Annotated in this window: 21 protein-coding genes and 1 riboswitch; of the genes, 7 read left to right on the top strand and 14 right to left on the bottom strand. The window is 38.1% G+C overall.

The window, feature by feature from the left end; genetic code table 11:
- Positions 1 to 126: 126 nt before the first annotated feature.
- The 4 genes from PI85_RS10630 to PI85_RS10615 all read right to left on the bottom strand — a co-directional run bounded on the left by PI85_RS10630 (position 127) and on the right by PI85_RS10615 (position 2,606).
- Entirely contained in the window at positions 127 to 606 is a 480-nt protein-coding gene (locus tag PI85_RS10630) for a hypothetical protein (RefSeq protein ID WP_036123598.1), read from the bottom strand.
- A gap of 6 nt (positions 607 to 612) precedes the next feature.
- Positions 613 to 1,275, bottom strand: a complete 663-nt coding sequence (locus tag PI85_RS10625; RefSeq protein ID WP_004224679.1) for a TrkA family potassium uptake protein — start codon at positions 1,273 to 1,275, stop codon at positions 613 to 615.
- A 152-nt stretch (positions 1,276 to 1,427) separates the two neighbouring features.
- Positions 1,428 to 1,883, bottom strand: a complete 456-nt coding sequence (locus PI85_RS10620; RefSeq protein WP_036123597.1) for a TlpA disulfide reductase family protein — start codon at positions 1,881 to 1,883, stop codon at positions 1,428 to 1,430.
- A gap of 180 nt (positions 1,884 to 2,063) precedes the next feature.
- A complete protein-coding gene (locus tag PI85_RS10615; RefSeq protein WP_008174083.1) occupies positions 2,064 to 2,606 on the bottom strand; it encodes a peroxiredoxin in 543 nt (180 codons plus the stop codon).
- A 411-nt stretch (positions 2,607 to 3,017) separates the two neighbouring features.
- Here PI85_RS10615 and PI85_RS10610 point away from each other — a divergent pair, with 411 nt between their 5' ends.
- From PI85_RS10610 to thiW, 7 genes are all read left to right on the top strand, one after another.
- On the top strand, positions 3,018 to 3,560 hold the full coding sequence (locus PI85_RS10610) for a helix-turn-helix domain-containing protein (RefSeq protein ID WP_012293063.1): 543 nt from the start codon (positions 3,018 to 3,020) through the stop codon (positions 3,558 to 3,560).
- 17 nt (positions 3,561 to 3,577) lie between these two features.
- Entirely contained in the window at positions 3,578 to 4,684 is a 1,107-nt protein-coding gene (locus tag PI85_RS10605; protein WP_036123593.1) for an ABC transporter ATP-binding protein, read from the top strand.
- Positions 4,674 to 5,483: an ABC transporter permease gene (locus PI85_RS10600; protein ID WP_025113756.1), complete on the top strand. Its 810-nt coding sequence runs from the start codon at positions 4,674 to 4,676 to the stop codon at positions 5,481 to 5,483. Before PI85_RS10605 ends, PI85_RS10600 begins: the two co-directional genes overlap by 11 nt.
- A complete protein-coding gene (locus PI85_RS10595; protein ID WP_036123590.1) occupies positions 5,480 to 6,277 on the top strand; it encodes an ABC transporter permease in 798 nt (265 codons plus the stop codon). The genes PI85_RS10600 and PI85_RS10595 overlap by 4 nt, the downstream gene beginning before the upstream one ends.
- Positions 6,274 to 7,347, top strand: coding sequence for a PotD/PotF family extracellular solute-binding protein (locus tag PI85_RS10590; protein WP_036123588.1), 1,074 nt, complete (start codon positions 6,274 to 6,276; stop codon positions 7,345 to 7,347). The genes PI85_RS10595 and PI85_RS10590 overlap by 4 nt, the downstream gene beginning before the upstream one ends.
- A gap of 500 nt (positions 7,348 to 7,847) precedes the next feature.
- Positions 7,848 to 9,044: a tetracycline resistance MFS efflux pump gene (locus PI85_RS10580; RefSeq protein ID WP_036123584.1), complete on the top strand. Its 1,197-nt coding sequence runs from the start codon at positions 7,848 to 7,850 to the stop codon at positions 9,042 to 9,044.
- A 59-nt stretch (positions 9,045 to 9,103) separates the two neighbouring features.
- Positions 9,104 to 9,211: riboswitch (TPP riboswitch) on the top strand.
- 94 nt (positions 9,212 to 9,305) lie between these two features.
- Positions 9,306 to 9,809: an energy coupling factor transporter S component ThiW gene (gene thiW, locus PI85_RS10575; RefSeq protein ID WP_036123582.1), complete on the top strand. Its 504-nt coding sequence runs from the start codon at positions 9,306 to 9,308 to the stop codon at positions 9,807 to 9,809.
- 92 nt (positions 9,810 to 9,901) lie between these two features.
- Here thiW and PI85_RS10570 read toward each other — a convergent pair whose 3' ends face one another.
- From PI85_RS10570 to cbpB, 10 genes are all read right to left on the bottom strand, one after another.
- Positions 9,902 to 12,499: a VWA domain-containing protein gene (locus PI85_RS10570; RefSeq protein ID WP_036123579.1), complete on the bottom strand. Its 2,598-nt coding sequence runs from the start codon at positions 12,497 to 12,499 to the stop codon at positions 9,902 to 9,904.
- Complete coding sequence (locus PI85_RS10565; RefSeq protein WP_036123576.1) at positions 12,483 to 14,228, bottom strand: BatA and WFA domain-containing protein; 1,746 nt, start codon at positions 14,226 to 14,228, stop codon at positions 12,483 to 12,485. Before PI85_RS10565 ends, PI85_RS10570 begins: the two co-directional genes overlap by 17 nt.
- Before the next feature lie 11 nt (positions 14,229 to 14,239).
- Positions 14,240 to 15,115 (bottom strand): DUF58 domain-containing protein, encoded by an 876-nt coding sequence (locus tag PI85_RS10560; RefSeq protein ID WP_036123573.1) that lies wholly within the window; start codon positions 15,113 to 15,115, stop codon positions 14,240 to 14,242.
- Positions 15,112 to 16,107, bottom strand: coding sequence for a MoxR family ATPase (locus tag PI85_RS10555; protein WP_036123570.1), 996 nt, complete (start codon positions 16,105 to 16,107; stop codon positions 15,112 to 15,114). Before PI85_RS10555 ends, PI85_RS10560 begins: the two co-directional genes overlap by 4 nt.
- Positions 16,108 to 16,118: 11 nt before the next feature.
- On the bottom strand, positions 16,119 to 17,540 hold the full coding sequence (locus PI85_RS10550; protein ID WP_036123568.1) for a hypothetical protein: 1,422 nt from the start codon (positions 17,538 to 17,540) through the stop codon (positions 16,119 to 16,121).
- Between the two features lie 12 nt (positions 17,541 to 17,552).
- Positions 17,553 to 18,398, bottom strand: coding sequence for an ABC transporter permease (locus PI85_RS10545; RefSeq protein ID WP_036123566.1), 846 nt, complete (start codon positions 18,396 to 18,398; stop codon positions 17,553 to 17,555).
- On the bottom strand, positions 18,395 to 19,330 hold the full coding sequence (locus PI85_RS10540) for an ABC transporter ATP-binding protein (protein ID WP_036123563.1): 936 nt from the start codon (positions 19,328 to 19,330) through the stop codon (positions 18,395 to 18,397). Before PI85_RS10540 ends, PI85_RS10545 begins: the two co-directional genes overlap by 4 nt.
- Positions 19,330 to 21,723, bottom strand: coding sequence for a hypothetical protein (locus PI85_RS10535; protein WP_036123562.1), 2,394 nt, complete (start codon positions 21,721 to 21,723; stop codon positions 19,330 to 19,332). The genes PI85_RS10540 and PI85_RS10535 overlap by 1 nt, the downstream gene beginning before the upstream one ends.
- Before the next feature lie 167 nt (positions 21,724 to 21,890).
- Complete coding sequence (locus PI85_RS10530; RefSeq protein ID WP_008174113.1) at positions 21,891 to 22,778, bottom strand: LysR family transcriptional regulator; 888 nt, start codon at positions 22,776 to 22,778, stop codon at positions 21,891 to 21,893.
- A 69-nt stretch (positions 22,779 to 22,847) separates the two neighbouring features.
- Complete coding sequence (gene cbpB, locus PI85_RS10525; protein ID WP_008174114.1) at positions 22,848 to 23,288, bottom strand: cyclic-di-AMP-binding protein CbpB; 441 nt, start codon at positions 23,286 to 23,288, stop codon at positions 22,848 to 22,850.
- Between the last annotated feature and the right edge of the window lie 136 nt (positions 23,289 to 23,424).

Genomic DNA, 23,424 nt, shown 5'->3' with positions numbered 1-23,424 from the left:
TTACCCCCTCTTTATGTCAAAGTTTAATCGAACTGCCATACTGAAATCAAACATTTTTTCCAAATATTACTTTCCTATAAACTAAAAAAATAGTGACCAGCCATACGTGCTGTGTCACTACCTTCATTAATGTTGATATTGCTCAAGTAAACGTTGAGTATTGGTTGATTGTTCTAAAACTTTTTTCTCTTGAGCCCAATAAATCATATATTGATCGTCACCGATTGGAAAAACCATTTGTTGCAATTCTTCGCTTAGCTCAGAGCTAATTGCTACCTTTAAAATGTCCACTTCATAAATCGGTTTGTCCTTTATTTTATAAACAATATGATAGGCGGGCTCTTCTTCAAAAATTGCTCGTTCTTTTTTAGAAAGCTTCTTTACATGACTTAAAGGGTATTTTTCAATAAAGTTCTTCGCCTCGCCGTCAGACCCTCGAAATACCGTTTTTTCCCCTTGGAATAATTCGATTGAATCAATATTTGTAGCTTCATCTAAAATAAAAGAAATCGCTTCCTTCTCATTTTTTTCACGAGATTGCATAACAAAAATTCCGATCAGTAAAATAGCTGCAAATATAATTAGTCTCCATCTTCGTTTTGTCATTGCCAATTACCCATTTAATGCCTTTTTTACGAAACGATTTATATCAACATCAGCACCAATTACAAGCATAATATCTCCCAATAAAATCTTATCACTTGCTTGAGGTGATACGATAATATCAGCACCACGCTTAATCCCTACGATGTTAATTCCATATTTAGCTCGAATATCTAAATCCATAATCGAATATCCAGCAATAGCATCATTCGCCTTTAATTCCATAATAGAGTGTTCATCTGAAAGCTCTAAATAATCTAGTACTGTATTCGATAGCATATTATTGGCAATACGAATACCCATATCTCTTTCAGGATGGACTACAAAGTCGGCACCAATTTTCCGCAATACCTTCTCATGGTAATCATTTTGAGCCTTTACTGTAATTTGCTCAACACCAATTTCTTTTAAAATGATGGTTGTTAAAATACTCGCTTGAATATCTTCCCCAATTGCTACAATCACATGTTCAAAATTACGAATACCTAATGAATTTAGAACCGATTCATCTGTTGAATCTGCAATGACGGCTTGTGTAGCAATAGAAGCAAATTCGTCTACACGCTCTGAAGAATGGTCGATTGCCATCACTTGAGCACCCTGACTCATTAATTCACGAACAATACTTCCCCCAAAACGTCCAAGCCCAATGACCGCAAACTCTTTTTTCATCATAAAAAATCCCTCCGAAAACTACTATACCATCATTGTAGCGTATTCTTAGCGATATGTATTGTCAAAACAAGACGCTATTCGTCATTGTTGGACAACGCTGCAAACATAAAAAAGACGAGGACCTAAATCCCCGTCATCACTTACTCTAATTATTCAGCGTTACGCATTTCGTCTAGTACGCGATTTACACGTTTTTCTAACATTTTCATACCGCTACCACCAGCTTGCATATGACGCAGCTGACCATCTTTATCGAACACAAAATAAGCAGGTACATATTGGTTTTCAAAAGCATCTGTTAACTTCATTTCGCTATCAACAAAGATTGGTTGCGCAATGTCATGCTCAGCCGCTACTGCCTTAATCGTCTCTAAATCAGTATCTGCTTCAGAACGTGGCATATGTACTGCTACAACATTTAGCTCATCTTTAAATTGATCACGGAAATTATTAACATCTGGCATAGCTTCTTTACATAAATGACAGCTCACTGACCAGAAATGGATTAATGTTGGTTTTTTGCCTACTAGTTCTGCTTTTGATACTTCACCATTTAACCAAGTTGTTGCGCCGACAAGTTCTGGCATTTGTTCACGAAGTTTCATGAAAAATCCTCCTCTATTAAATCGTTGTTCTTTAGATGCATTAAATGTTGGGTAAAACTCCTCCCAAAATATATTGCCATCTAAGATAAAGTAAATTAGCACTCGCCACTTACTTAAAAGTCCCCACAAGCATGTCGTGGGGACTCTTTATTTGTTACATCATGACGCAACTCTATTTTATTATAGAGTTGCTTGACCTGGACGCCAGTTTGCTGGGCAAAGACCGCCAGTTTGTAATGCTTGAAGTACACGTAACGTTTCATCAACATCACGGCCGATGTTATTATCGAATACTGTTTGGTATTTTAATTCACCTTCTGGATTAATGATGAATAAACCACGTAGCGCGATACCTTCTTCTTCAATTAACACACCGTAATCTTTAGAAACTTGGTGGTTTGTATCCGCAGCTAATGGATATTTTAATTCACCAAGACCATTTTGAGTGCGGTCTGTATTAATCCATGCTAAGTGAGTGTGGATTGTATCAGTAGAAACACCGATTACTTCTGCATCTAAGTCTTCGAACTCGTCATAACGATCGCTCATTGCAGTGATTTCTGTTGGACATACAAATGTGAAGTCCATTGGATAGAAGAAAAGTACTGTCCATTTATCTTGTGCTTTAATATCTTCTAATGATACTTTACCAAATGATTTGTCTGAAAGTACTGCTTCCATTGTAAAGTCAGGTGCTTGTTTACCTACCATGCGTTCTGCCATAATAAATCCCTCCGAATAAATATGTAGTTTATATATTCTATTCCATTCGCACAAGCGAACTCGTCTTCTACGATAGCAGAGTAAACGTAGTTTTTCAAACAAGTAAGCTCCGCCCCATTACCCGAATGTAGTGAGTCGACAAAAAATCGTCAAATCCAAAATTGGAATTTCTGCTACATCCTATTTATTAGCTATTTTTGACAACTATATTCTCCTTTATACAAATTTTTTCTCCACTACTTTTATGACTCTTTTTTTAACATTTTACAGCGATTTTTTTCATAAAAAACGATTGCAAATTTTTATTTATTATGTATAATTGTAATGGTTTTAGTAAACTAAAAGTTTCGTTAAAGTAAACTTCATATTTCAAAAGTTTATCATTGCTAAACTTCTTCTAGGAGGGAAAAGATGCAAATAGGAGCAAAAATTAAAGCGCTTCGTTTAAAAAAAGGTCTTACCCAAGAGGAACTTGGAGAACGTACAGATTTAAGTAAGGGCTATATTTCCCAATTAGAACGTGATTTGAATTCACCTTCTATTGAAACACTTTTTTCTATATTAGAAGTGTTAGGGTCAACACCAAAGGAATTTTTTGATGATGAATCACCTGAACAAAAGGTTGTTTATACAGAGGAAGATCAGTCCATCTTTACGGATGAAGAAAAAAAATACGAAATTCAATGGCTCATCCCTACATCCAACGAAAAAGAAATGGAGCCTATTTTCTTAACATTTGAAGCCAATGGCGAATTCAAGCAATTTGAGCCTTCACTCTCGGAAACATTTATTTATGTAGTGAAAGGGCGTATTCGTCTCGTTTTAGGGAATGAACAATATATCGCTAGTGAAGGCAATGCTCTTTATTTTGACGCGACAGACCATCATCAAATTTTTAATGCACATGCTGCTGAAACGAAAATTTTACTCGTTGCAACGGATTCATATTTATAGCTTAAGGAGGCGCATCAATGACAATGAATTCCATTATCCGTTTTGAAAATGTATCCAAGTCTTATAGTGACGGAACAGTTGTCTTAAAGAATATTAACTTGGAGCTTGAAAAGGGCAAATTTTATACTCTCCTTGGCCCATCTGGTTGTGGGAAAACAACCATTTTACGAATTATTGCTGGTTTCACAGAACCTACAACAGGAGATGTGTTTTTCCATGATAAAAAAATAAATTCTGTTCCTGCCAATGAACGTCAGGTGAATACTGTTTTTCAAGATTATGCGCTGTTCCCTCATTTAAATGTATTTGAAAATGTCGCATTCGGACTACGTATTAAGAAGTTACCTGAAAAGGAAATTAAAGAACGCGTTGCGGAGGCTTTAAAATTTGTCAATTTAGCAGGCTATGGCAATCGTGAAATCTCCGAAATGTCTGGTGGTCAGCGTCAGCGTGTAGCGATTGCACGTGCTATCGTTAACGACCCTGAAGTAATTTTACTGGATGAACCACTATCAGCATTAGACTTGAAATTACGTACAGAAATGCAATACGAATTACGTGAATTACAGCAACGTCTTGGCAAAACCTTTGTTTTCGTTACTCATGATCAGGAAGAAGCACTCGCTATGAGTGATGAAATTTTTGTTTTAAGTGAAGGACAAATTCAACAATCTGGTACACCAGTAGATATTTATGATGAACCTATTAATCGCTTCGTAGCAGACTTCATCGGTGAATCCAATATAGTGCCTGGTGTCATGATTGAAGATTTCAAGGTTGAATTTGCGGGTAAGATTTTCGAATGTGTTGACCAAGGTATGAAACCAAATGAGAAAATTGATATCGTTATACGCCCTGAGGATTTAGAAATGACGACTATTGAGAAGGGGAAACTTGTTGTTAAAGTAGATACACAGTTATTCCGTGGCGTACATTATGAGCTATCTACGTATGATAAAGATGGCAATGAATGGCTAGTCCATTCGTTGAAAAAAGCTGAAGTAGGGACAGAAATTGGCTTAGACTTTGATCCAGAGGCGATTCATGTAATGCGCTTAAATGAAACAGAGGAAGAGTTCGATAAACGATTGGAATCGTACGGAGACGACGAAGATGCAAGCTAAGACATCAAAATCAGCGTTATTTCCATATGTTTTATGGATTGCCCTTTTTGTTATCGCGCCGATTGCACTCGTTGTTTATTATTCCCTACTCGATTTACATGGCAATTTCACGCTCGATAATTATAAAGCGTTCTTCACTTCTGTTTACTTAAAAATGACATTAAGCTCGTTCTGGTATGCATTTTTAATTACATTCTTTACATTATTAATTTCATATCCAACTGCTTACTTTTTAACAAAAACGAAACACAAGCAGCTTTGGTTATTGCTTATTATTATTCCTTCATGGATTAATTTATTGTTAAAAACATATGCCTTTATTGGTATCTTTGGTTTATACGGGCCGATCAATGCATTTATCGAAGTGTTTGGCTTTGACCCAAAGCAAATGCTCTTTACAGATATTAGCTTTGTTTTTGTATCCGTGTATATTTTTATTCCGTTTATGATTTTACCGATCTTTAACTCTTTAGATCGTTTAAATCCAACACTTATTTATGCGTCTCGTGATTTAGGTGCATCTGCTTTTACAACATTCCGTCGCGTTGTTTTACCATTGACAATGGATGGTGTTAAATCAGGTATTCAGGTTGTCTTTATCCCTGCTCTATCACTTTTCATGATTACTCGCTTAATTGCAGGAAATCGTGTTATCACCCTTGGTACAGCGATTGAGCAGCAATTCCTTGTGACACAAAATTGGGGAATGGGTTCAACCATTGCCGTGTTCTTAATTTTATTTATGGTAATCATTATGCTTATTACGGGACAAAAAGATAAAGGAGGTCGCGTGCGATGAACAAACTTTCTGCATCAGCCAAAGTCTATTTAACGATTGTTTTTATCGTTCTGTATGCACCCATTCTCTATTTAATCTTTTACTCGTTCAATAGTGGTGGCTCCATGAATAACTTTGAGTCCTTTACTTTAGAGCATTATAAGGCTGTTTTTGAAGATTCAAGGCTACTTGTTATTTTAATTAATACCGTTATCGTAGCATTACTTTCAGCTCTAATTTCTACTATTATTGGAACGTTAGGAGCAATCGGTATTGTAACAGTCAAGGATTCAAAAATGCGTAATACATTATTGTCCTTAAACAATGTTTTAATTGTCAGTCCAGATGTCATCATTGGTGCAAGCTTTTTAATCTTATTTACAATGGTGGGCATTAAATTAGGCTTTGCTTCAGTATTATTAGCACACGTAGCGTTTAGTGTACCAATTGTAGTGTTAATGGTTTTACCTAAATTGTTAGAAATGAATAAATCACTAATTGATGCAGCATTAGATTTAGGAGCAACCAAAAAGGATGTTATGATGCGTGTCATTTTACCATATATTCAGCCAGGTATTTTTGCAGGTTTCTTCCTAGCTCTTACGTATTCCTTAGATGATTTTGCTGTGACATTTTTCGTAACCGGCAATGGCTTCAGTACATTATCGGTAGAAATCTACTCGATGGCTCGCGCGGGAATTTCTCTAACAGTTAACGCTATTTCTGGTTTAGTATTCTTTGTAACAGTTATCGTTGTGGTTGGCTATTACTTCATTACAAGTCGCACAAGTAAAAGAACGGAGGGACAACAATGAAGTCATTAATTCAAGCGACCATCGCTATACTTGTTGTTTCTGCCCTTTTATTTTATGCTGCTGATGCCTTAAGTGCTGGTGGAGGTAAGAGTGGAAAAGACACTTTAACCATCTTTAACTGGGGAGAGTATATTGATCCTGATCTATTGAAAGAGTTTGAAAAAGAAACAGGTATTCATGTCATTTACGAAACATTTGACTCCAATGAAGCTATGATGACTAAAATACAGCAAGGTGGTACAGCGTACGATATTGCTGTCCCTTCTGAGTATATGATTGAAAAAATGAAGGAAGATAATTTATTGATTCCTTTAGACAAAGCGAAAATCCCGAATTTAAAAAATATTGATCCATACTTTTTAGATTTACCATTCGATGATAACAATCAATATTCAGTTCCTTATTTCTGGGGAACAGTAGGAATTGTTTATAACCCAAAGCTAGTTGGGAACTTAGATTTCTCCTCCTGGGATGACTTATGGGACCCTTCACTAAAAAGAAAAGTATTTTTAGTAGACGGTGCCCGCGAAGTGATTGGGATGGGTTTAAATAGTCTTGGACACTCCTTGAATTCATTGGATAACGATGAACTGCGTGAAGCAACTGACAAGCTGATTACACTTGCGCCAAACGTAAAAGCGATCATTGGGGATGAAATTACGCCATTAATGATCAATAATGAAGCAACAGTGGCCCTCACTTGGTCTGGTCAGGCAGCGGACATGATGTCTGAAAATGAAGAGTTGGACTTTGCTGTTCCTGAAGAGGGTTCCAATTTATGGTTCGATAATATGGTTATTCCAAAAACCTCAAAAAATATTGATGGTGCACATGCCTTTATCAATTTTATGCTAAGTGCTGAATCTGGTGCTCAAAATGCCGATTATGTTGGCTATTCGACGCCTAATATCGCTGCGATGGACTTAATGGACCCAGAAGTAGTTGCTGATGAACGCTATTACCCTTCTGAAGAGCAACGTGATACATTAGAGGTCTACAAAAACTTAGGCCCAGATTACTTAGGTAAATATAATGAACTGTTTTTAGAATTTAAAATGAGTATTCGATAATTTATAAGAGCGATTTGGTCTAGAAACCAAATCGCTCTTTTTCTGTAAGCATTCAGTTGTTTGACTATATTCAAAAAGCAATTCTACTAGTAGCCTGTGGTAGATCATCTTCACAGCCCCCTCTCCTATAATCCCTTTGTCTATGTTTAAATTGCTAACAATCATTTGCACTTCTTTATCCATGAAAAGACCATGTATTCTACGTGCCATTACATCTGCTCATCATAGCTTCATCTAAACAATATTATTCACTTTTATCACGCTATTTCATTTCAACAAAAATTGCTTCTAGGCAAAAGTCTATACGCTCTCACTTCCCCCTAACTATTCATGTTTATTAATCAATTAGATGATATTCCATTGTGAAGTTTTCTGAGAAAAAAACTTTTCTGAAAAACCATTCTAACGATCGGATCAGTTACAGCAATCTCAACTATTAGCCAGCTATAATTCTTTATGATAGACTGTACTATATTTGATTACATAAAGGGGGTTTTTCGATGACCCAGCAGAAGTCCAATAAGGCGGCTTTGTATATATTAATGTTTAATATGTTTATCGCAATGGGGAGTATTGGAATTATTATTCCTGTAATGCCGGAATATTTAAGAATATTTGGAGCAGCAGGACAAGTTCTAGGCATGCTTATTGCTACGTTCGCCTTGGCTCAATTCGTATTTTCTCCAATTGCTGGGAATCTTTCTGACCTGTATGGGCGGAAAAATTTAATTATTTTCGGTCTTATACTAACAGGACTTGCACAAATCGGTTTTGGCCTCTCTACAGATGTTTGGATGCTCTTTTTGGCACGCTTTTTAGGTGGCCTTGGCTCTGCATTTGTTGCACCTCCTATTATGGCTTTTGTAGCAGACGTGACAACTTATGAAGAACGCGGAAAAGGAATGAGTATGTTAGGAGCTGCAATGTCGTTCGGCTTTATGATTGGCCCTGGAATTGGTGGTTTCCTCGCAAAGGTTAGCTTACATTTTCCATTTTTCATGGCGGGAGCTGCCGCCATTTTAGCGTCTATTTTATCGTACTTTTTATTACCATCTACAAAGCCAAATACTGCGCAAAATAGACAAAAGCAAGATAATCTGGTGAAACAGATGGCTCGCTCTGTACATATGCCTTATTTTGTTATGTTAATTATTATGATGGTATTCTCATTTGGGATTGCTAACTTCCAAACAACCTTATCCCTATTTGTGACAGAAAAATTTAATTACTCACCTGGCGATATTGCTACCATTCTAGTTGTTGGTGGAGCATTTGGGGTAATTGTACAGATGTTTATCATAACGCCACTCTTTAAACGCTTTGGTGAAATGAAAGTAGTTTTGGTCAATTTATTTATTGCCTCCGTTGCTATTTTCTTAATATTATTTGTTTCAGGTTTTGCACTAATATTAGTTATAGCAACCATCTTCTCAACGGCAACAACGTTAATTCGTCCAGCTGTTAATACACTCATCTCAAAACTTGCTGAAACAGAGCAAGGATTTGCAGCCGGCTTGAACAATGCCTATATGAGTCTTGGAAATATGATTGGACCCGCTTTAGCTGGTTTCTTATTTGACTGGAATATGAATAGTCCTTATATATTTGGTGCCATTATCTTATTAGCCTGCTTCTTCCTTGCCCTGATTTGGACATTGAAAAAGGCACCACAGCTTATGCATCCAGATTCACACTAATCATCAAAGCTTATTGACTATTGATTCAAGTATGTTACACTTCTAAAAAATAGAAAAATTTTTACCACTAGGGGAGTCTTTTAAAGGCTGAGACGTATATGGTTATATACGGACCCTTCGAACCTGATCTAGTTCATGCTAGCGGAGGGAAGTGGCGCTTCTTGCTATTTTCAGTGTATAAGCAAGGCCGCTTCCTGTCGTTTGAAGGAAGCGGCTTTTTTCATTTTCCTAGTGGCTAAAACGAAAAGGAGCGCACCTATCATGTCTATTCGAAAATTAACAATTATGGCTTTATTAGTAGCGATTGCCGTTGCAGGCTCTACGTTCATCTCCATTCCAACTGGGATTGCTCGTGCCTACCCTATACAGCACGCTATTAACGTAATAGGAGCCATTATACTTGGACCCTTACCTACAGTTGTAGTGGCCTTTGTGACGGCTATCATTCGTATCCTTACAGGAACAGGTTCACTGTTAGCCATTCCTGGTAGTATTATTGGTGCATTATGCGCAGGGCTTGCCTATAAATATAGCTGTAAAATGTGGTTAGCCGGTATGGGTGAAGTGATCGGCACTGGTCTTCTCGCATCACTTGTAGCAGTACCCTATGCAAAGATACTTATGGGCACATCCGTAGCGGCCTTATTTTTCATGCCTGCCTTTTTAATATCAAGTTCAATTGGAGCAATCTTAGGTATTGTAGTAGCTAGCAGTTTGCGGAAAACGGAGCTAGTAAAATATTTTAATTCCCGCTCTCTTTATTAAAGAACGTCGTTGATATAACTTAGAGGATTTCTCTCCATGCATATATACAAAAAGCAGTGCGAAATAATTCACACTGCTTTCACCTAACTAAATTATTGGCGTTTTTTCATACCCTTTAATAATTGTGCTACATTCGTATCTTCTGCCTGTACGGGGGGATTTTCTACAAGTTGCCCCTTTTTCTTCGGCTTCGTTAGGAAATTCCAGCCAAAGCGTCTTATTGTAATATCAATAAAGAATAGGAGCATACCTGCAAGGAGAAGCCATGTCGCAATGTTTTGACGATCCGCCCCTCGCTTTGTAAAGTCACGGAACACTTCTTGTGGTTCTTTTAAAACAGCACCACCAGTTTGTTCGGTTAATTCTTCTATTAATTTATCATTAGCAGGAAGAAGTTCATACTCAGCACTATAGGGAACACTTAATCCAGCCTGATAAATCGTTTCCTTTTCATCAGCGATACGGAAGAAGATTAATCCCGGGTCAGCTTGTACTACAGCACGAACCTGAGAGGCTGATATAGTTTCAAGCTGTGTGTCTAACTCTTCACCAGCTTCATTAACCGCAACAATATCTAAAAAGGCTGCTTCATTTGTAGGATCTGTAATCATAAAGGACCCATCTGATTCTATTCTTACATCATAGGCAACATCATTATAACTTGGGAGCATTTGTGAAATAAGCGTTTGCCAAAATGTGCCCCAGTTTTGCCATCTTGCCCAGTCGCCTGACCACTTTCCTGTTGAATCAGAAGTGAATGCGAATGTTTTGCCAAGACCGTATTGCCATTGTGCTAACACCGGATCTTCTTTTTCGCTTTCAGCCACGACGGTAGCACCCTGCTTTGCGGTTGTTCCGATATAAGCATTCATTTGTGGAACCCCATTGGCAAATAGTGTATTCCATCCCCCTGCATTATAAAGTATTGGATAGAATGGGTTATCCTCAATGTACGTACGGGAAATCATAGCTGTTTCACGAGATAAAATGGAAGGAATAGTTTGCTCATCGATAACATTGTAGAAACGTCCGCTTCCCATCTCACTCAGAGCTTCCAATAAGTTAGCATCCGCATCTTGACCAATAGCCACTGTCGATAAAGTTATTCCACTATCTTTTCCTTGTTCAATTAAATCTTCATAATTTCCTGGCTGTGATTGTCCATCTGTTAAAAGAATAATATGCTTACGTTGCAGTTTTATATCTGCTAGGTTTTCATATGCTTTTGCAAGTGAACCATAGATTTCTGTCCCGCCTCCTGGTGTAACAGATAAAATGGTATCCACTGCCTCTTCTTTATTGTTCAGAGGACCAGTCTCTATAATTTCCCAAGGCCGATCATCAAATGCTATAAATCCTAATGTATCTTCATCACGTAGCATCTCAACTGAACGTGCTGCCGCTTCCTTCGCAAGCTCTAGCTTGGACCCTGACATACTACCAGAGCGATCTAATACAATGACAAGTCCTAATGAAGGTAATTGTTCTTTCCCCTTAATTTCCATTTCAACAGGTAATAATGTTTCAATTGGCGTTTTAAAATAACCACCTAAACCAAAGCTATTTTCTCCACCAACCATTGCAAAACCAACACCAAAGTTTTTGACTGCTTGCTCTATCACACTCATTTTCGCCTCACCGACTAAATGTCCTGGCACATTATCGAAAATAATGGCATTATATTGCAAATAACTGGAGAGTTCATTTGGTAAGCCTTCAGGTGATTTTACATCATAGGCTATTGATTGCTGACCGAGTGCCTCCGCTATTGGTGAAGCTGTTTCATAGCCATTCACAATGAGTAAATGTGGTTCGCTTTGTACCATTGTGACACTTGTTAATTTATTGTTTTCAAATATTGCGTCTTGTCCTACTTGAACAACGGCTTCATATTTCACCAGCCCTTCACCAGTCGCTGCATGTTTATAGGTAAACATATTCGTTCCTTCGGCTAGCTCAACTGCCTCACGATGAATCAGTTCATCATTTTCATATAATAGTAGCTCGCCCTTTCCAGCTGAAGTTGCATGCACTTCTGTTACCAGTTGTTGTTGCTCACCCACATAGGCAACTTGTGGGGACACAAAGCTTTTTAATGAAACATCATTCACAACAGGCTGACTAAAGGGCACAACATCCACACTAATATTGGAGCCTTTAAACTTCGTGGCGAAATCTAAAGCATTGCCCTTTGTCTCATTGCCGTCTGTTAAGAGCACTAAGCGTGTTGCTTTTTTCGGATCTATAATACCTGTGGCAAGTTGCAGGCTTTGTTCTATATTCGTTTGATCAGTAGCCTTTATTTCCGTAAACTTTGGTACTTCCTTTAATGTTTTAGTCAAAATGGCTTCTGTTTGTAATGTTGATGAGAATGAATACAGCCCTGCAAGCTGTTCGTCTTTTTTCGATTGTAAACTATCCTGTATAAACTGTACCATCTCATCCTCAGTCCCATTCATGGAAGCTGAGCGGTCAATTAGATACACGATTTGTTCTTCTTTTATAGGTAATAAAAGATACGGCCCTGCCAATGCGAAAACTAAACAGCCTACCGCAAGCATGCGAATCATAAGTACGATAGCATGACTCTTTTTTAGTCGCTGTCGTTCTCGCCAATAGGTCCAACCAAAATAGATGAGCAATGGAAGTAATAGCAACAATATTAATGGCATATCAATTCGTAAATCCACGACGTCGTTGCACCTCCCACTCTGAAACAAGTAAAACTAAAATAATTAGAATTAGCCAAGGGACAAAAGAAGCCTTCGAAATCTCAGCCTTTCCGTTATCAGAAATATCCCCTAATGCATAGCTTGTTCCTTGTTCAATAACACGTTCTTGCGCCTGCAATTGTACAATAAAATGTTTTTCTTCATTATTAGAACGCACAAAATAGATGCCTGGTTTTGTTGGCGCAGTTAGCATACCATCCGTAACTAATGAAAGAAATTCATCTTCTTGTGAATATACACTCCAGTCTTCCTGCGCTAAAGCTACTACTCTTTGTTCATTTGGTGTGAAAATACCGAGTGAATCAATGGATTCTGATAACTGCTGTTCAGTACTCCATAAGAATAACGGGAATGATGGATGTAGTGGCCAATCCGTATCTGCAATATCTGCTAAGACGACGATATCCCCTTTAGGAGAGCGCTGTATAAACGGCTGTTCTCCAACAGTAGCGATAGTTTGATAATTTGCAAATCCTGGATACAAGGCGCTAACATAAACATCCTTGAGCTCGCTAAAAGCAAATAAAGCATCACTTTTAGTACTTACTATGCCACTTACCTCTACTTTTTTGGCATCATCACGGCCAAATAACACAAGAGGTTTGTCCATCTTTTCCAGCAATTCAGCTTGATTAGTGATCACCGTGGCATCCTGATTGTCTACTACTTGTAAAGGCGGAACGATTTTCACACCCGTACTTACCGATTGAAACCCTTTTTGAATCAATTGATGCATGCCCTGATCAACCACAATTTTTGAAGTAGCTGTTTGTAGTAAAACTGTTTGTTGATTATCTACTGCATAATCATCTCGTACATCAATGATTGCTGTCATTGATTTTTCTAAAGGTAACTCCTTGAAGGTTTTTGTTATCTCTTCCTTTGGAGGCACAGCGATATTCTCAGCTACCAGCTCTTTACCCTCTTCATTAAGTAATGCTAGTGTGACCTTTTGCTCAATGTCTGTATCATTATGAAGCTGCACAAGCGCCATTGTAGCCTGTCCATCTGTTGTTGCAGCAAATCGAGTAATAGCAATATTTGTTAAGTCCTTCGCAGCACCTCTTACCAGCCATTTAACAGAGTCCTTGTTCATAGGTAGTTGTTTTTTATCGAGTGTATCTGTAAATACATAGATTGAAGTCGGTGTGTCTCCAACAAATGCTTGAGCCACATCAAGCGCCTTATCCATTTCTGCCGTTTCATAGGTTACTTGTAAGTCTTTAATACCTTTTTCGATATCTTTAATATTTGTCTCTTGCTGTAAAATCGCTTTTGGAGCTGAACCAGTCGTAATTAGCGTGACCGGTCTCCCATTTAATTCATCTATAAGCGTCAGCATTTCCTGTTTATGTGTGTCAAAGGTAGATTGCCCCTTACCAGCTAACATTGTCGCAGAAGTATCAACAATAAATATAGTTTGCTCACCAACAATCGTTGATTTTTTCACATAGGGATTCATGAGTGCCAACACAAGGAGTAGCAATGCTAGTAACTGCAAATACAGTAGGGCATTCTTTTGCAAATGCTTTAAATAAGGAGATACCCGTGTTTCCTGCATAATCTCAGACCAGAAAAGTGTTGAAGAAACCGTCTGAACTGTATATTTTTTTCGAAAGAAATAATAGAGTAGGACAATGACCGGGATGATGGCCGTCCAGCTAAATATGATTTGACTAAAGCCCAATACGGCTCACCTCACCTAATCCAATGTGCTTTTAATAATTGCTGAAAGATTGCCTGTTGCAAACCATCTTCCACCTTCAATTGTAATTTCCGAATGCCGAAACGACGACAAATGGCTTCAAATTCTTCTTCATGTAATAAACGTCTTGCGTGATAGGTTTCTAGAACTTTAGTGGACATTGTCACATTGACTTCATTACCTGTTTCACGATCAAGAAGACGAACATCACCCGAATAGTTTGGTGATAGCTCTTCTTGCGTCACAATTTGTAAAATACGGACATCACCAGCATAGCGTGGTAGCCTTTTTAAAAGTTGCTCCCATTCCTCGATGGACTCTAGTCCATCTGTCACAATAAATAACACTGTACTGTCTTTTGGTAAAGCCTTTAAGGCACCCTGCGCAAAAGGATTCGAATAACTCGCTTCCTCTATATCTGTAATTATTTGTAAAAATGCTCGGCGATACATAGCGCCCTTCCGACGAAACGGTGGCTTCGCATCATCCTGTAAAAATGAAAAAGACAAACGATCGTCTCGACCAAGTACCATAAAACCAAGGGATGCCACTATTTGACGAGCAAAAATCCACTTGGCATCTGTCCCCATTGATTTTGTGGTATCAAGTAAAATGTGTACGCGCATTTCTTGTTCATCTAAAAATCTTTTAATAAAGTATTTATCCGTTCGGGCAAAGACGTTCCAATCCACTTGTCGTACATCATCACCTAAATGATATTCTCGAAAATCCGAAAAATCGAGGGAAGCCCCAAAGCGCTGTGAACGATGCGAGCCTTTATGCTGCCCGCGTAGTTTGGAGGCAGTCGCTATTTGAAAACGACTGATTTTCGCTAACCAGTCTTCGGGGAATAAGTAGTTAGCTGTCACTTGCTAACACCTTGCTGAACTTTTTCTAAAATAACATCAATGACATCATCTGCTGTCTTTCCTGAAGCCTCCCCTTCATAGTTCAACAGCATCCGATGACGTAATACAGGCTTTACTACAGATTTAATATCCGCTACCGATACATGAAACCGCCCATTCATCAGTGCTCTAGCTTTAGCTAATTTTATTAAACTTTGCAAACCACGAGGTCCACTGCCATACATGGCATATTGCTTGACCTCGTCCAGAGCATTAGCTCTTTCTGGGTGCGTTGCCACCACTAAATCAGTGGCAAATTCAAGCATTTCATCAGCAACCAGCACTTCTTTCACCATTTGCTGTGCTTCTATTAGAGCCTCAGTGTTCATCAGTTTTTGTAAGCCAATTTCCTGAGCACCTGTCGTACGTTTCATAATTTCCATTAGTTCATTTTTTTCCGGATAGGAAACAAGAATTTTACAAAGGAAACGGTCCATCTGTGCTTCTGGTAACGGATATGTTCCTTCCATTTCAATAGGATTTTGCGTCGCTAACACGAAAAATGGTCTCGTCATTTTTTTTGTATCACCCAAAATCGTTACCGTTTTTTCTCCCATTGCTTCTAACAAAGCACTTTGAGTCTTCGGTGTAGCACGATTTATCTCATCCGCTAACACCATCTGACTAAAAATCGGACCTGGCTGAAACGTAAATTGTTGCTTCCCATCTGGGGTACGTTCAATCATACTTGTTCCTGTTATATCAGCCGGCATAAGATCTGGTGTAAATTGTATTCGTGAAAACGACAAGTCAAGAACTTCAGAAATTGTACGGATTAACATCGTCTTCCCTAAGCCTGGTAAACCTTCTAATAATGCATGACCATCTGCTAGTACAGCGTACATAGTATAATCAATTGCATCCTCTTGCCCTACAATAAAGCGATGGATTTCATCTTTTACTTGTTGTAATTTTGTACTCATTTCTACATACTGTTGCTCTGTAAATGCCATTTCATTTCCTCCTACTGCGACTCAATTGACGTGAAATAAGATTGCACGACATTTTGTAAATCCTTCGGTAATTGTAAACGCTCTGAGCTTTCTAAATAGCTGTCTTTATAGGAGCCAATTACTTCTTCATACGGTCGAATGGTACCCTTTTTTATCGGACCATTCCCCTGTTGCTCAGAAACATGGGAACCATCTCCCAATGCTCCTCCATCCACGGATGTCTCGTTTGACCCACCAAGACGATTCGGTGTCGTCAATAAATCACGACCACCTTGACCTCTGCCTGCGCCTTGTCCTTGTCCTTGGCCTTGACCCTGTCCTTGGCCTTGGCCTTGACCCTGTCCTTGGCCTTGACCCTGTCCTTGGCCTTGACCCTGTCCTTGGCCTTGGCCTTGATTATTACCATTTTGTTGTTGGGAGCCACTTTGAGCATTATTTTGACCAGATTGGCTTGCCTGCCCTTGCTGATTGCTTGGCTGGGAATTCCCAGATGACTGCTGACCACCTTGTTGTTGGTTATTATTTTGATTGTTAGTGCCAGCATTATTAGCACTAGCAATCGCATTTTGTAAGGAATTACTTGCTGGTTTCCCAAGTTTACTCATAGCTGTTTGTGTAGCATTTGCATTTTGTGTGAGATTTTGCTGCATTTGAGCAAGTTCCTTCAATTGTTCAACTTCTGCTTTCGATAAGCCTTTTTCGTCGGTTGCACCGTCTTGACTTGCCTTTTGCTTATCCTTTAATTGCTGCTCCTTAAGAGCAAGCTCCTTTTGCTTCTTCACCACTTCGCGCAATGCCTCTTCAGCTGTTTCTGCTTCCTTCAGCGTGTTTTGAAGCTCTTGCAATTGCTCTTTTACTTCTTTTGTCTGTGCTTTTTTCTCCAGCTCCGCAACTTCCTTCTTCATATCGTCGATTACAGCTTGCTCTTTTTCAACTTCTATCGCTTCAATTTGAGTCGCTGCTGGGAACATATAAAGGATTGCTAGGACGACAGCTGTGCCAAATAATCCAATAAACGCCTTTGGTCGAAACAAACTTTTCTTCCGAGCCTTAAAGCTTCTGAAAGCCTGTTCAACATTCTGTATCGCCTTTAATAATAATGCTTGAACAAGTGGGTCCTGATCGTCTTTCAATGATAAAGCAGTCACCAACTCATTATGTGAAAAATAATGATCCAATGTATGCAAAGCTTCTTTCTCTTTGACACGTCTCCACCAGATGTAAACTATCGTTGCAATCAGAAGCGTAACAAAGACAGCCAACGCAATTTGGCGATAATAGGGCCAGACAAATAATCTTGAAATAAGAACGAGAGAAGCACTCGAAAGCAATGCCAAAAACAGACCGTATTGTGCAATAGGGATGCTTTTTTCAAATGTTAAACTCGACTTTGCACGCTGAATATATTTTCGTAATTGCTTACGACGCTCCATAATAATTCCTCCTCATCGGTTACTTTTCATGTTGGCACGTAATTTTTTTATCGCAATCGTTAAACAAAGTACAATAATCAATACATAAGCAATTAAATAAGTAATCCATACGGGTAGTTCCACTCCTGAAAGCTCAGCTAACGCATTGCCCATATCCGGTGAAATCAGCGTCAGCATTAGGGCACCTGGATTAATTGAAGCCCAAAAATAAGTCATAAAGGAGGTACTTGCACCAACGGCATTACCCATTTGATGGAAAGCCATTGTTAAAAAGAAGAAGAATGCTGTAATCCCGCCTAAAAAGATAATAGATCCATATGTGGCAATCATGGCAACTATTGTTTTTTTCGTAATTGTTGAAAACATGACGCCAATACTACCTATTGCTACAACAGTAACTAAATAAAATGAAAATATAGAAATAAGCTGAGAAGGTGAAACTCCACCAAATAGGAACACTAAACTATATAATGGTAATCCTGCTACGAGCATTAAAACTAGAAATGACACGGACGATAATAATTTTCCAATGACAATTTGTGTAGAGCTTTGTGTCGTTGTTAGCAAAATATTTAAGGTTTGTTTTTCACGCTCACTACTGATAGCTCCTGCTGTTAAGCTTGGTGTAATGAATAGAACTAATGCCATTTGTAAAATCGTTAATACAGCAAACATCATAAAACTTGTTTCTGGTTTAAAAAATCCTTTGCCAGTAAATTCAGTTGTTAGCAATAAAAAGCCTGCAATGAAAATACAAAGTACTGCTAAGTAAAACATTAACCCTGAGAAGCTTTTAAAAGAACGGAATCGTAACTTTAACTCTTTCACAAATACTGGATTATAAAATCTTTCCATCATTGACTGTCCGCTCCCTTCGTAATCGCCATAAAGACATCCTCTAAATCTTTTTCTTCCTCACTTAACGCATAAATTGGTAAATCGGCAAGTATGGCCTTTTTCAGTAATGCCACCTGTTCTGCATCTGTTCCACGATAATTAAAGGCTATCTCAAGACGATGCTCAAGGACATCAATAGACGAAATATGGGGATCTTCTTCTAAATATGCACGTACTTCGTTTATACGATCTGTCACTTTCATTACAATACGCTTTTCTCCCTGTAGCTGTGCCTGAATGGCAGCAACATTTCCATGTGCAATTAATTTGCCATTATCAATGACGCCAATTTCATCACACATTTCAGCTAGCTCCGGCAAAATATGAGAAGAAATTAAAATAGTTTTACCCATAGACTTTAAATTCCGTAAAATATCTCGCATTTCCACACGGGCGCGAGGGTCTAATCCAGATGCTGGTTCATCTAAAATCAATACTTTAGGATCATGAATAAGTGCACGGGCAAGACATAAACGTTGCTTCATCCCACGCGATAATAAATCTACATATTCATAACGTTTACTCGTTAAATTGACAAGTTCTAATAGCTGTGGAATCAGCACTTGGCGTTCTGCCAGTTGTATACCATAGCTAGCTCCATAAAAATCTAAATATTCATCTACTTTTAACTGATCATAGACACCAAAGAAATCAGGCATATAACCAATTTGCTTGCGTACTTCTTTCGGTTCCTTGACGACACTTTTACCGTTTATCAACGCATCACCTGATGTTGGTGACAATAGTGTCGCTAAAATAGAAAATGTTGTTGATTTACCTGCTCCATTTGCACCAACAAAGCCAAACACGATGCCTTCTTCTAAGGACAAATTTAAATGATCCAGTGCCGTAAAGGAGCCATATCTTTTCGTTAAGTCACGAATTTCAATCATTATTTTGCCACTCCCTTCAGCTCTATTTCAGGTAATTTGGTTTGTTCGCCAGTTGGATCTGGGCCATATTTAATTTCTAGTCGAACTTCACTATCTTGATTAATATAATTTTTAATGTTATTTGTAAACACTTGCTTTGTATCCACTAGTGGCTCATACATATTCGTCGTATTATTCCATATCGACAGCTGCATACGCTTAACATCCTTATTAGAAATAGTTAGTTCATTAAGTGATTCCACAGCGTCCATAAATTGATCGGGCATTGCCATTGTTAATTCGTATAAACCATCAGATAGATACCAGTTATTTAATTCCTCATCAATTTTATCGAAGTATCCACTCGCCGATAGTGAGTTTAATGAGTACGTGAAATTATTACGTTTCATTGTAAATGGTCCTGATAGTTCCACTTTCCCTTTAAACGGTTGAACAAGCATTGTAAGTGGAGACATATTTGCACTTGTTTCAAGTTCAGCCCCTACAATCGCTTGGTCCGTCCATGCTGTCAGTATTGGCTGTCTATCATTCTCTACAAGTGGCAATGCTAATGTTTTCATTCGTTCAACACGCATTGGATCTACCTCATCCTTCTGAGATGGGTAACTATAATTATAACTATTAAAAACAGATGGCTTTTGCAGTACTGTTGTCTTCATTTCCTTGTCTACTTGTAAGGTGCCGTTTGCTTTAATATCACCCAGTTTTACTTCTTTCACGCCAGAGATTAAAGTGACGTCTTTTAATTCAAATGGAAAATTATTTTTTATTGTTCCAGTTAGCTTCTCATTTTTCAACGTTATATCAACATCCATTTTGCCAATATTCTGAGCAGATGTTTTCCCTCCAAATGATTGAACAGACCAATAATTTAAATCACGTAATGTTAACGTTGAACCGTTGGCATTTTCCTTAATATAAGAAGATTCATGTAAATCACCCACTGTACCCGTGAAATTATTATAATTTCTCATCGCAACAGCTGTTGTGTTTTTATCCGTATTCACGATAAAATCCCCGCTACGATTCGTTAAGATGGATTCAACATAATATCCATTTAAACTACTATCCTCATTGACCTTATAAAATGCGGATTGTTGTACTTGTGGCTGAACAACTCTGTCTTTTGCACCAACAATGAAAAGACCAATCGAAAGAACGATTGAGAATACCGGAATAATCCACCATGCATGCTCCCGCTTGTCTATCTTTTTCAGGACAAAATAAAGAACTGGACCAATGATGATAATATAAAGAATAATGACGATAAGCATATAGCTTACGGAAACTTCAAAGGACGGGAATAATTCATTTATGTTACGAAGCTCATAAGAGATTTGATCGAGTGGGGATTGTCCCTGACTCATCATTCCTTGCTGTGAAATACTTTGAATATCAATTATCTTTGCTAGGAGGGCTGCATAGCCATCCATTGAAGCGAGCGGCTGATCCCCCAAAGAAAAGGCTGTTTGAATAATTTCACCACTGCCAATTTTTTTCTTCGAGGCTAGGACTACATTATTCTCCGTTAATACCGGTAAACTTTCTTTATGATTAGTAGCTGTATGAATCGAAATTGGCTGCGTAAAAATACCACCGCCCGATAATTTTGTTAATGTTTCTGCAGAGATAGATGTCATTTCTTGTGATAATGACATTGGTAAATAATCTTTAAAAACTCCTGCTGTGGCATCTATTTGATCAGAAGCGCCTAAAAGTAATGTACCCCCATCTTGTACCCATTTCAGCAATGCCTCTTGTTGTTTTTGCGCTAAGTCGGCTATTGCTACTTCATCTACGACGATGACGTTTGCCATGGCAAGTCCTTGTTCATCTTCTGGGAATGTATAATCCTTTAATTGATTGATGTTAAATATTTCCACATTGTTTTGAGGAACAAATGATGATAAACGTAAAAGTGCTGATAGTCGATCACTTTTTTCTGTTAATGTATAGACAAATGTTGATGTAGGATCTAAAAAATTGGATTGTAGGCGCTTGGTCCCCTTATAGGCAATCTTTTTTCCCTTTTCAATATTCCCTTCATAAAAGGCAAATAAATCTGCGTCCGAATATCCATTGTCAGCTAAACCATCTAGATAGAAGGTAAATGTCTTCTCTTCTCCTGCTGCAATATCAATTGGAACGACAAGTGCGGATGCTGCTTCATAAGAATTTGAAGAATTTATTGCCATATCTCCAGAAAAATCTGCACCGTTATTTTTCACTGTCACTTGTAATGGCACAACTGATTGATATTTAGCTTTCCCTGAAATACCTGCTGTTGCTTTGACCTCTAATGGTGCAGCTGCTTGCGCCTGTGTGGAAGGCAGCAGAAAGCTCATCATCAGCATAACTAATAAGGTCAGTGCCGTCATTTTTGTCTTTTTCAAAAGCTCAACCCCTTTTTATGTAAGTAGATGGTTACATAATTATACGATTTAAATTGCATTTTGTTCCATTTCTTATGATATCTTCATCAATATTCATAAACTCTTAAGAAATCACCGAGCTAAAACGAAAAAGACAATCCCCTAATAGACTGGAATTGTCTTATTTTTTATTTTGTATAGTCAAACAAACAACGCGCATGGTCTTGCACTACTTCTACAAATGCTTCTACCTGTCGCAATTCAAAAGATGATTCATAGCCTATGAGCCATGTATCGCGTGTAATTCCAAATTCCTTTTCATCGTTTGTTAAAGGTATTTTATGAATTTCATCATGGTCATTTAATGTAATGGACGGTAGTATAGCATACCCTATCCCATTTAAAGCCATCTGTTTACAAATTTCTATTTGATCGACTAAAATTTGTTTTCTTGGATTGGAGGCAAAGTGCTGTTGCCACCATTGTTGAATTTCCTGATAATAGTTCGAGTCACTTTTATATTGAATAAAAGGACGATCTGTTGTCAGCACATCTTCAATTGTCTTCACCTCTTTATCCACCAAATAAAGGGTGTCTCTGAAAAGGTGAATCTTTTCCCCTTTCCAATCTACCTGACCTCGTACAATTCCAATATGTGCCTCGCCCTCATAAAGAGCTTTCACAATTTCAGAACTCCAGCCGGTCATAAGTGATATTTTTGCATCGGGATATTTAGATACAAATTCCTTCAGTATTTTAGGCAACCAGTTTTGACCAACAATAGACGCACAGGCAATTTTCAAGGTTCCATTTACCTTTGTCGTTAAGGATTGAATCGTTTCAAATATTTCTTCCTTTTTGGCTAGCATTTCCTTTGCATAAGCAATAACCTGTTCACCAGCAGGTGTTGCTGTTAAACCTTTTTGTGAACGAATAAATAATTGTGCACCCCAGTCCTTTTCAATCGTTTGTAAACGTTGGGAAAGGGCTGGCTGGGATAGAAATAGACGTTCAGCTGCCTTCCGCATATTGCGTTCTTCAGCTAAAATTTTTAAAATCTCTGCCTCTGTTGCCATCAATCTGTAAACCTCCAATTACAAGCAAAGAGGGCCTCATGATTTTCATATGAGCTCCCTCTTAAACTACTACTCTTTTTGATAAATATATTTTTTCAATTGCTTTAAAATAACACGTCTTGTTAATATCCCTGCAAAAGTACCATCTTCGTCCACTACACATAAAAATGCGTGGTTAATGACTAAATCCAAAGCTCGCTGAAATGTATCTGACAACTTTAATACAGCGATCTCTTTTTCCATAATAGAGTCAACTTTAATATCAGGAAGCTTTTCATACTCAATATGCTCGAGCCCTAGAATCGATTCCGTTATCATTTTCATGCTCAGTAAACCTTGAAGTCGATATTTCAAATCTAATACAGGTATGGACGAATATCCTGTACGCGTTAGTACAAGTAGTGCGTGCTCAGCACTATTGCCACTTTGTACATGCGCAACTTTTTCAGAGGAAATGATAAAATCACTAATTGGCATTGCTAATAAGTCTTTGCTGTTAGTTGAAATCATGAACTTCTTCTCCTTTTCTGTTCTGGCTGTGCAGAACAGTCCTTCCCTTTCATCATATCACAACTTTTCTATGTCTGACCATGATCAGGACGGGAAGAGTTTTTCAGGAATAACGAATTTTTTTGAGCTATTCAAC

This window comes from Lysinibacillus sp. A1 (assembly GCF_000801965.1).
Taxonomy (GTDB): domain Bacteria; phylum Bacillota; class Bacilli; order Bacillales_A; family Planococcaceae; genus Lysinibacillus; species Lysinibacillus fusiformis.
Note: the sequence above shows the minus strand (reverse complement) of the source record. Positions and strands in the feature narration are given on the sequence as shown.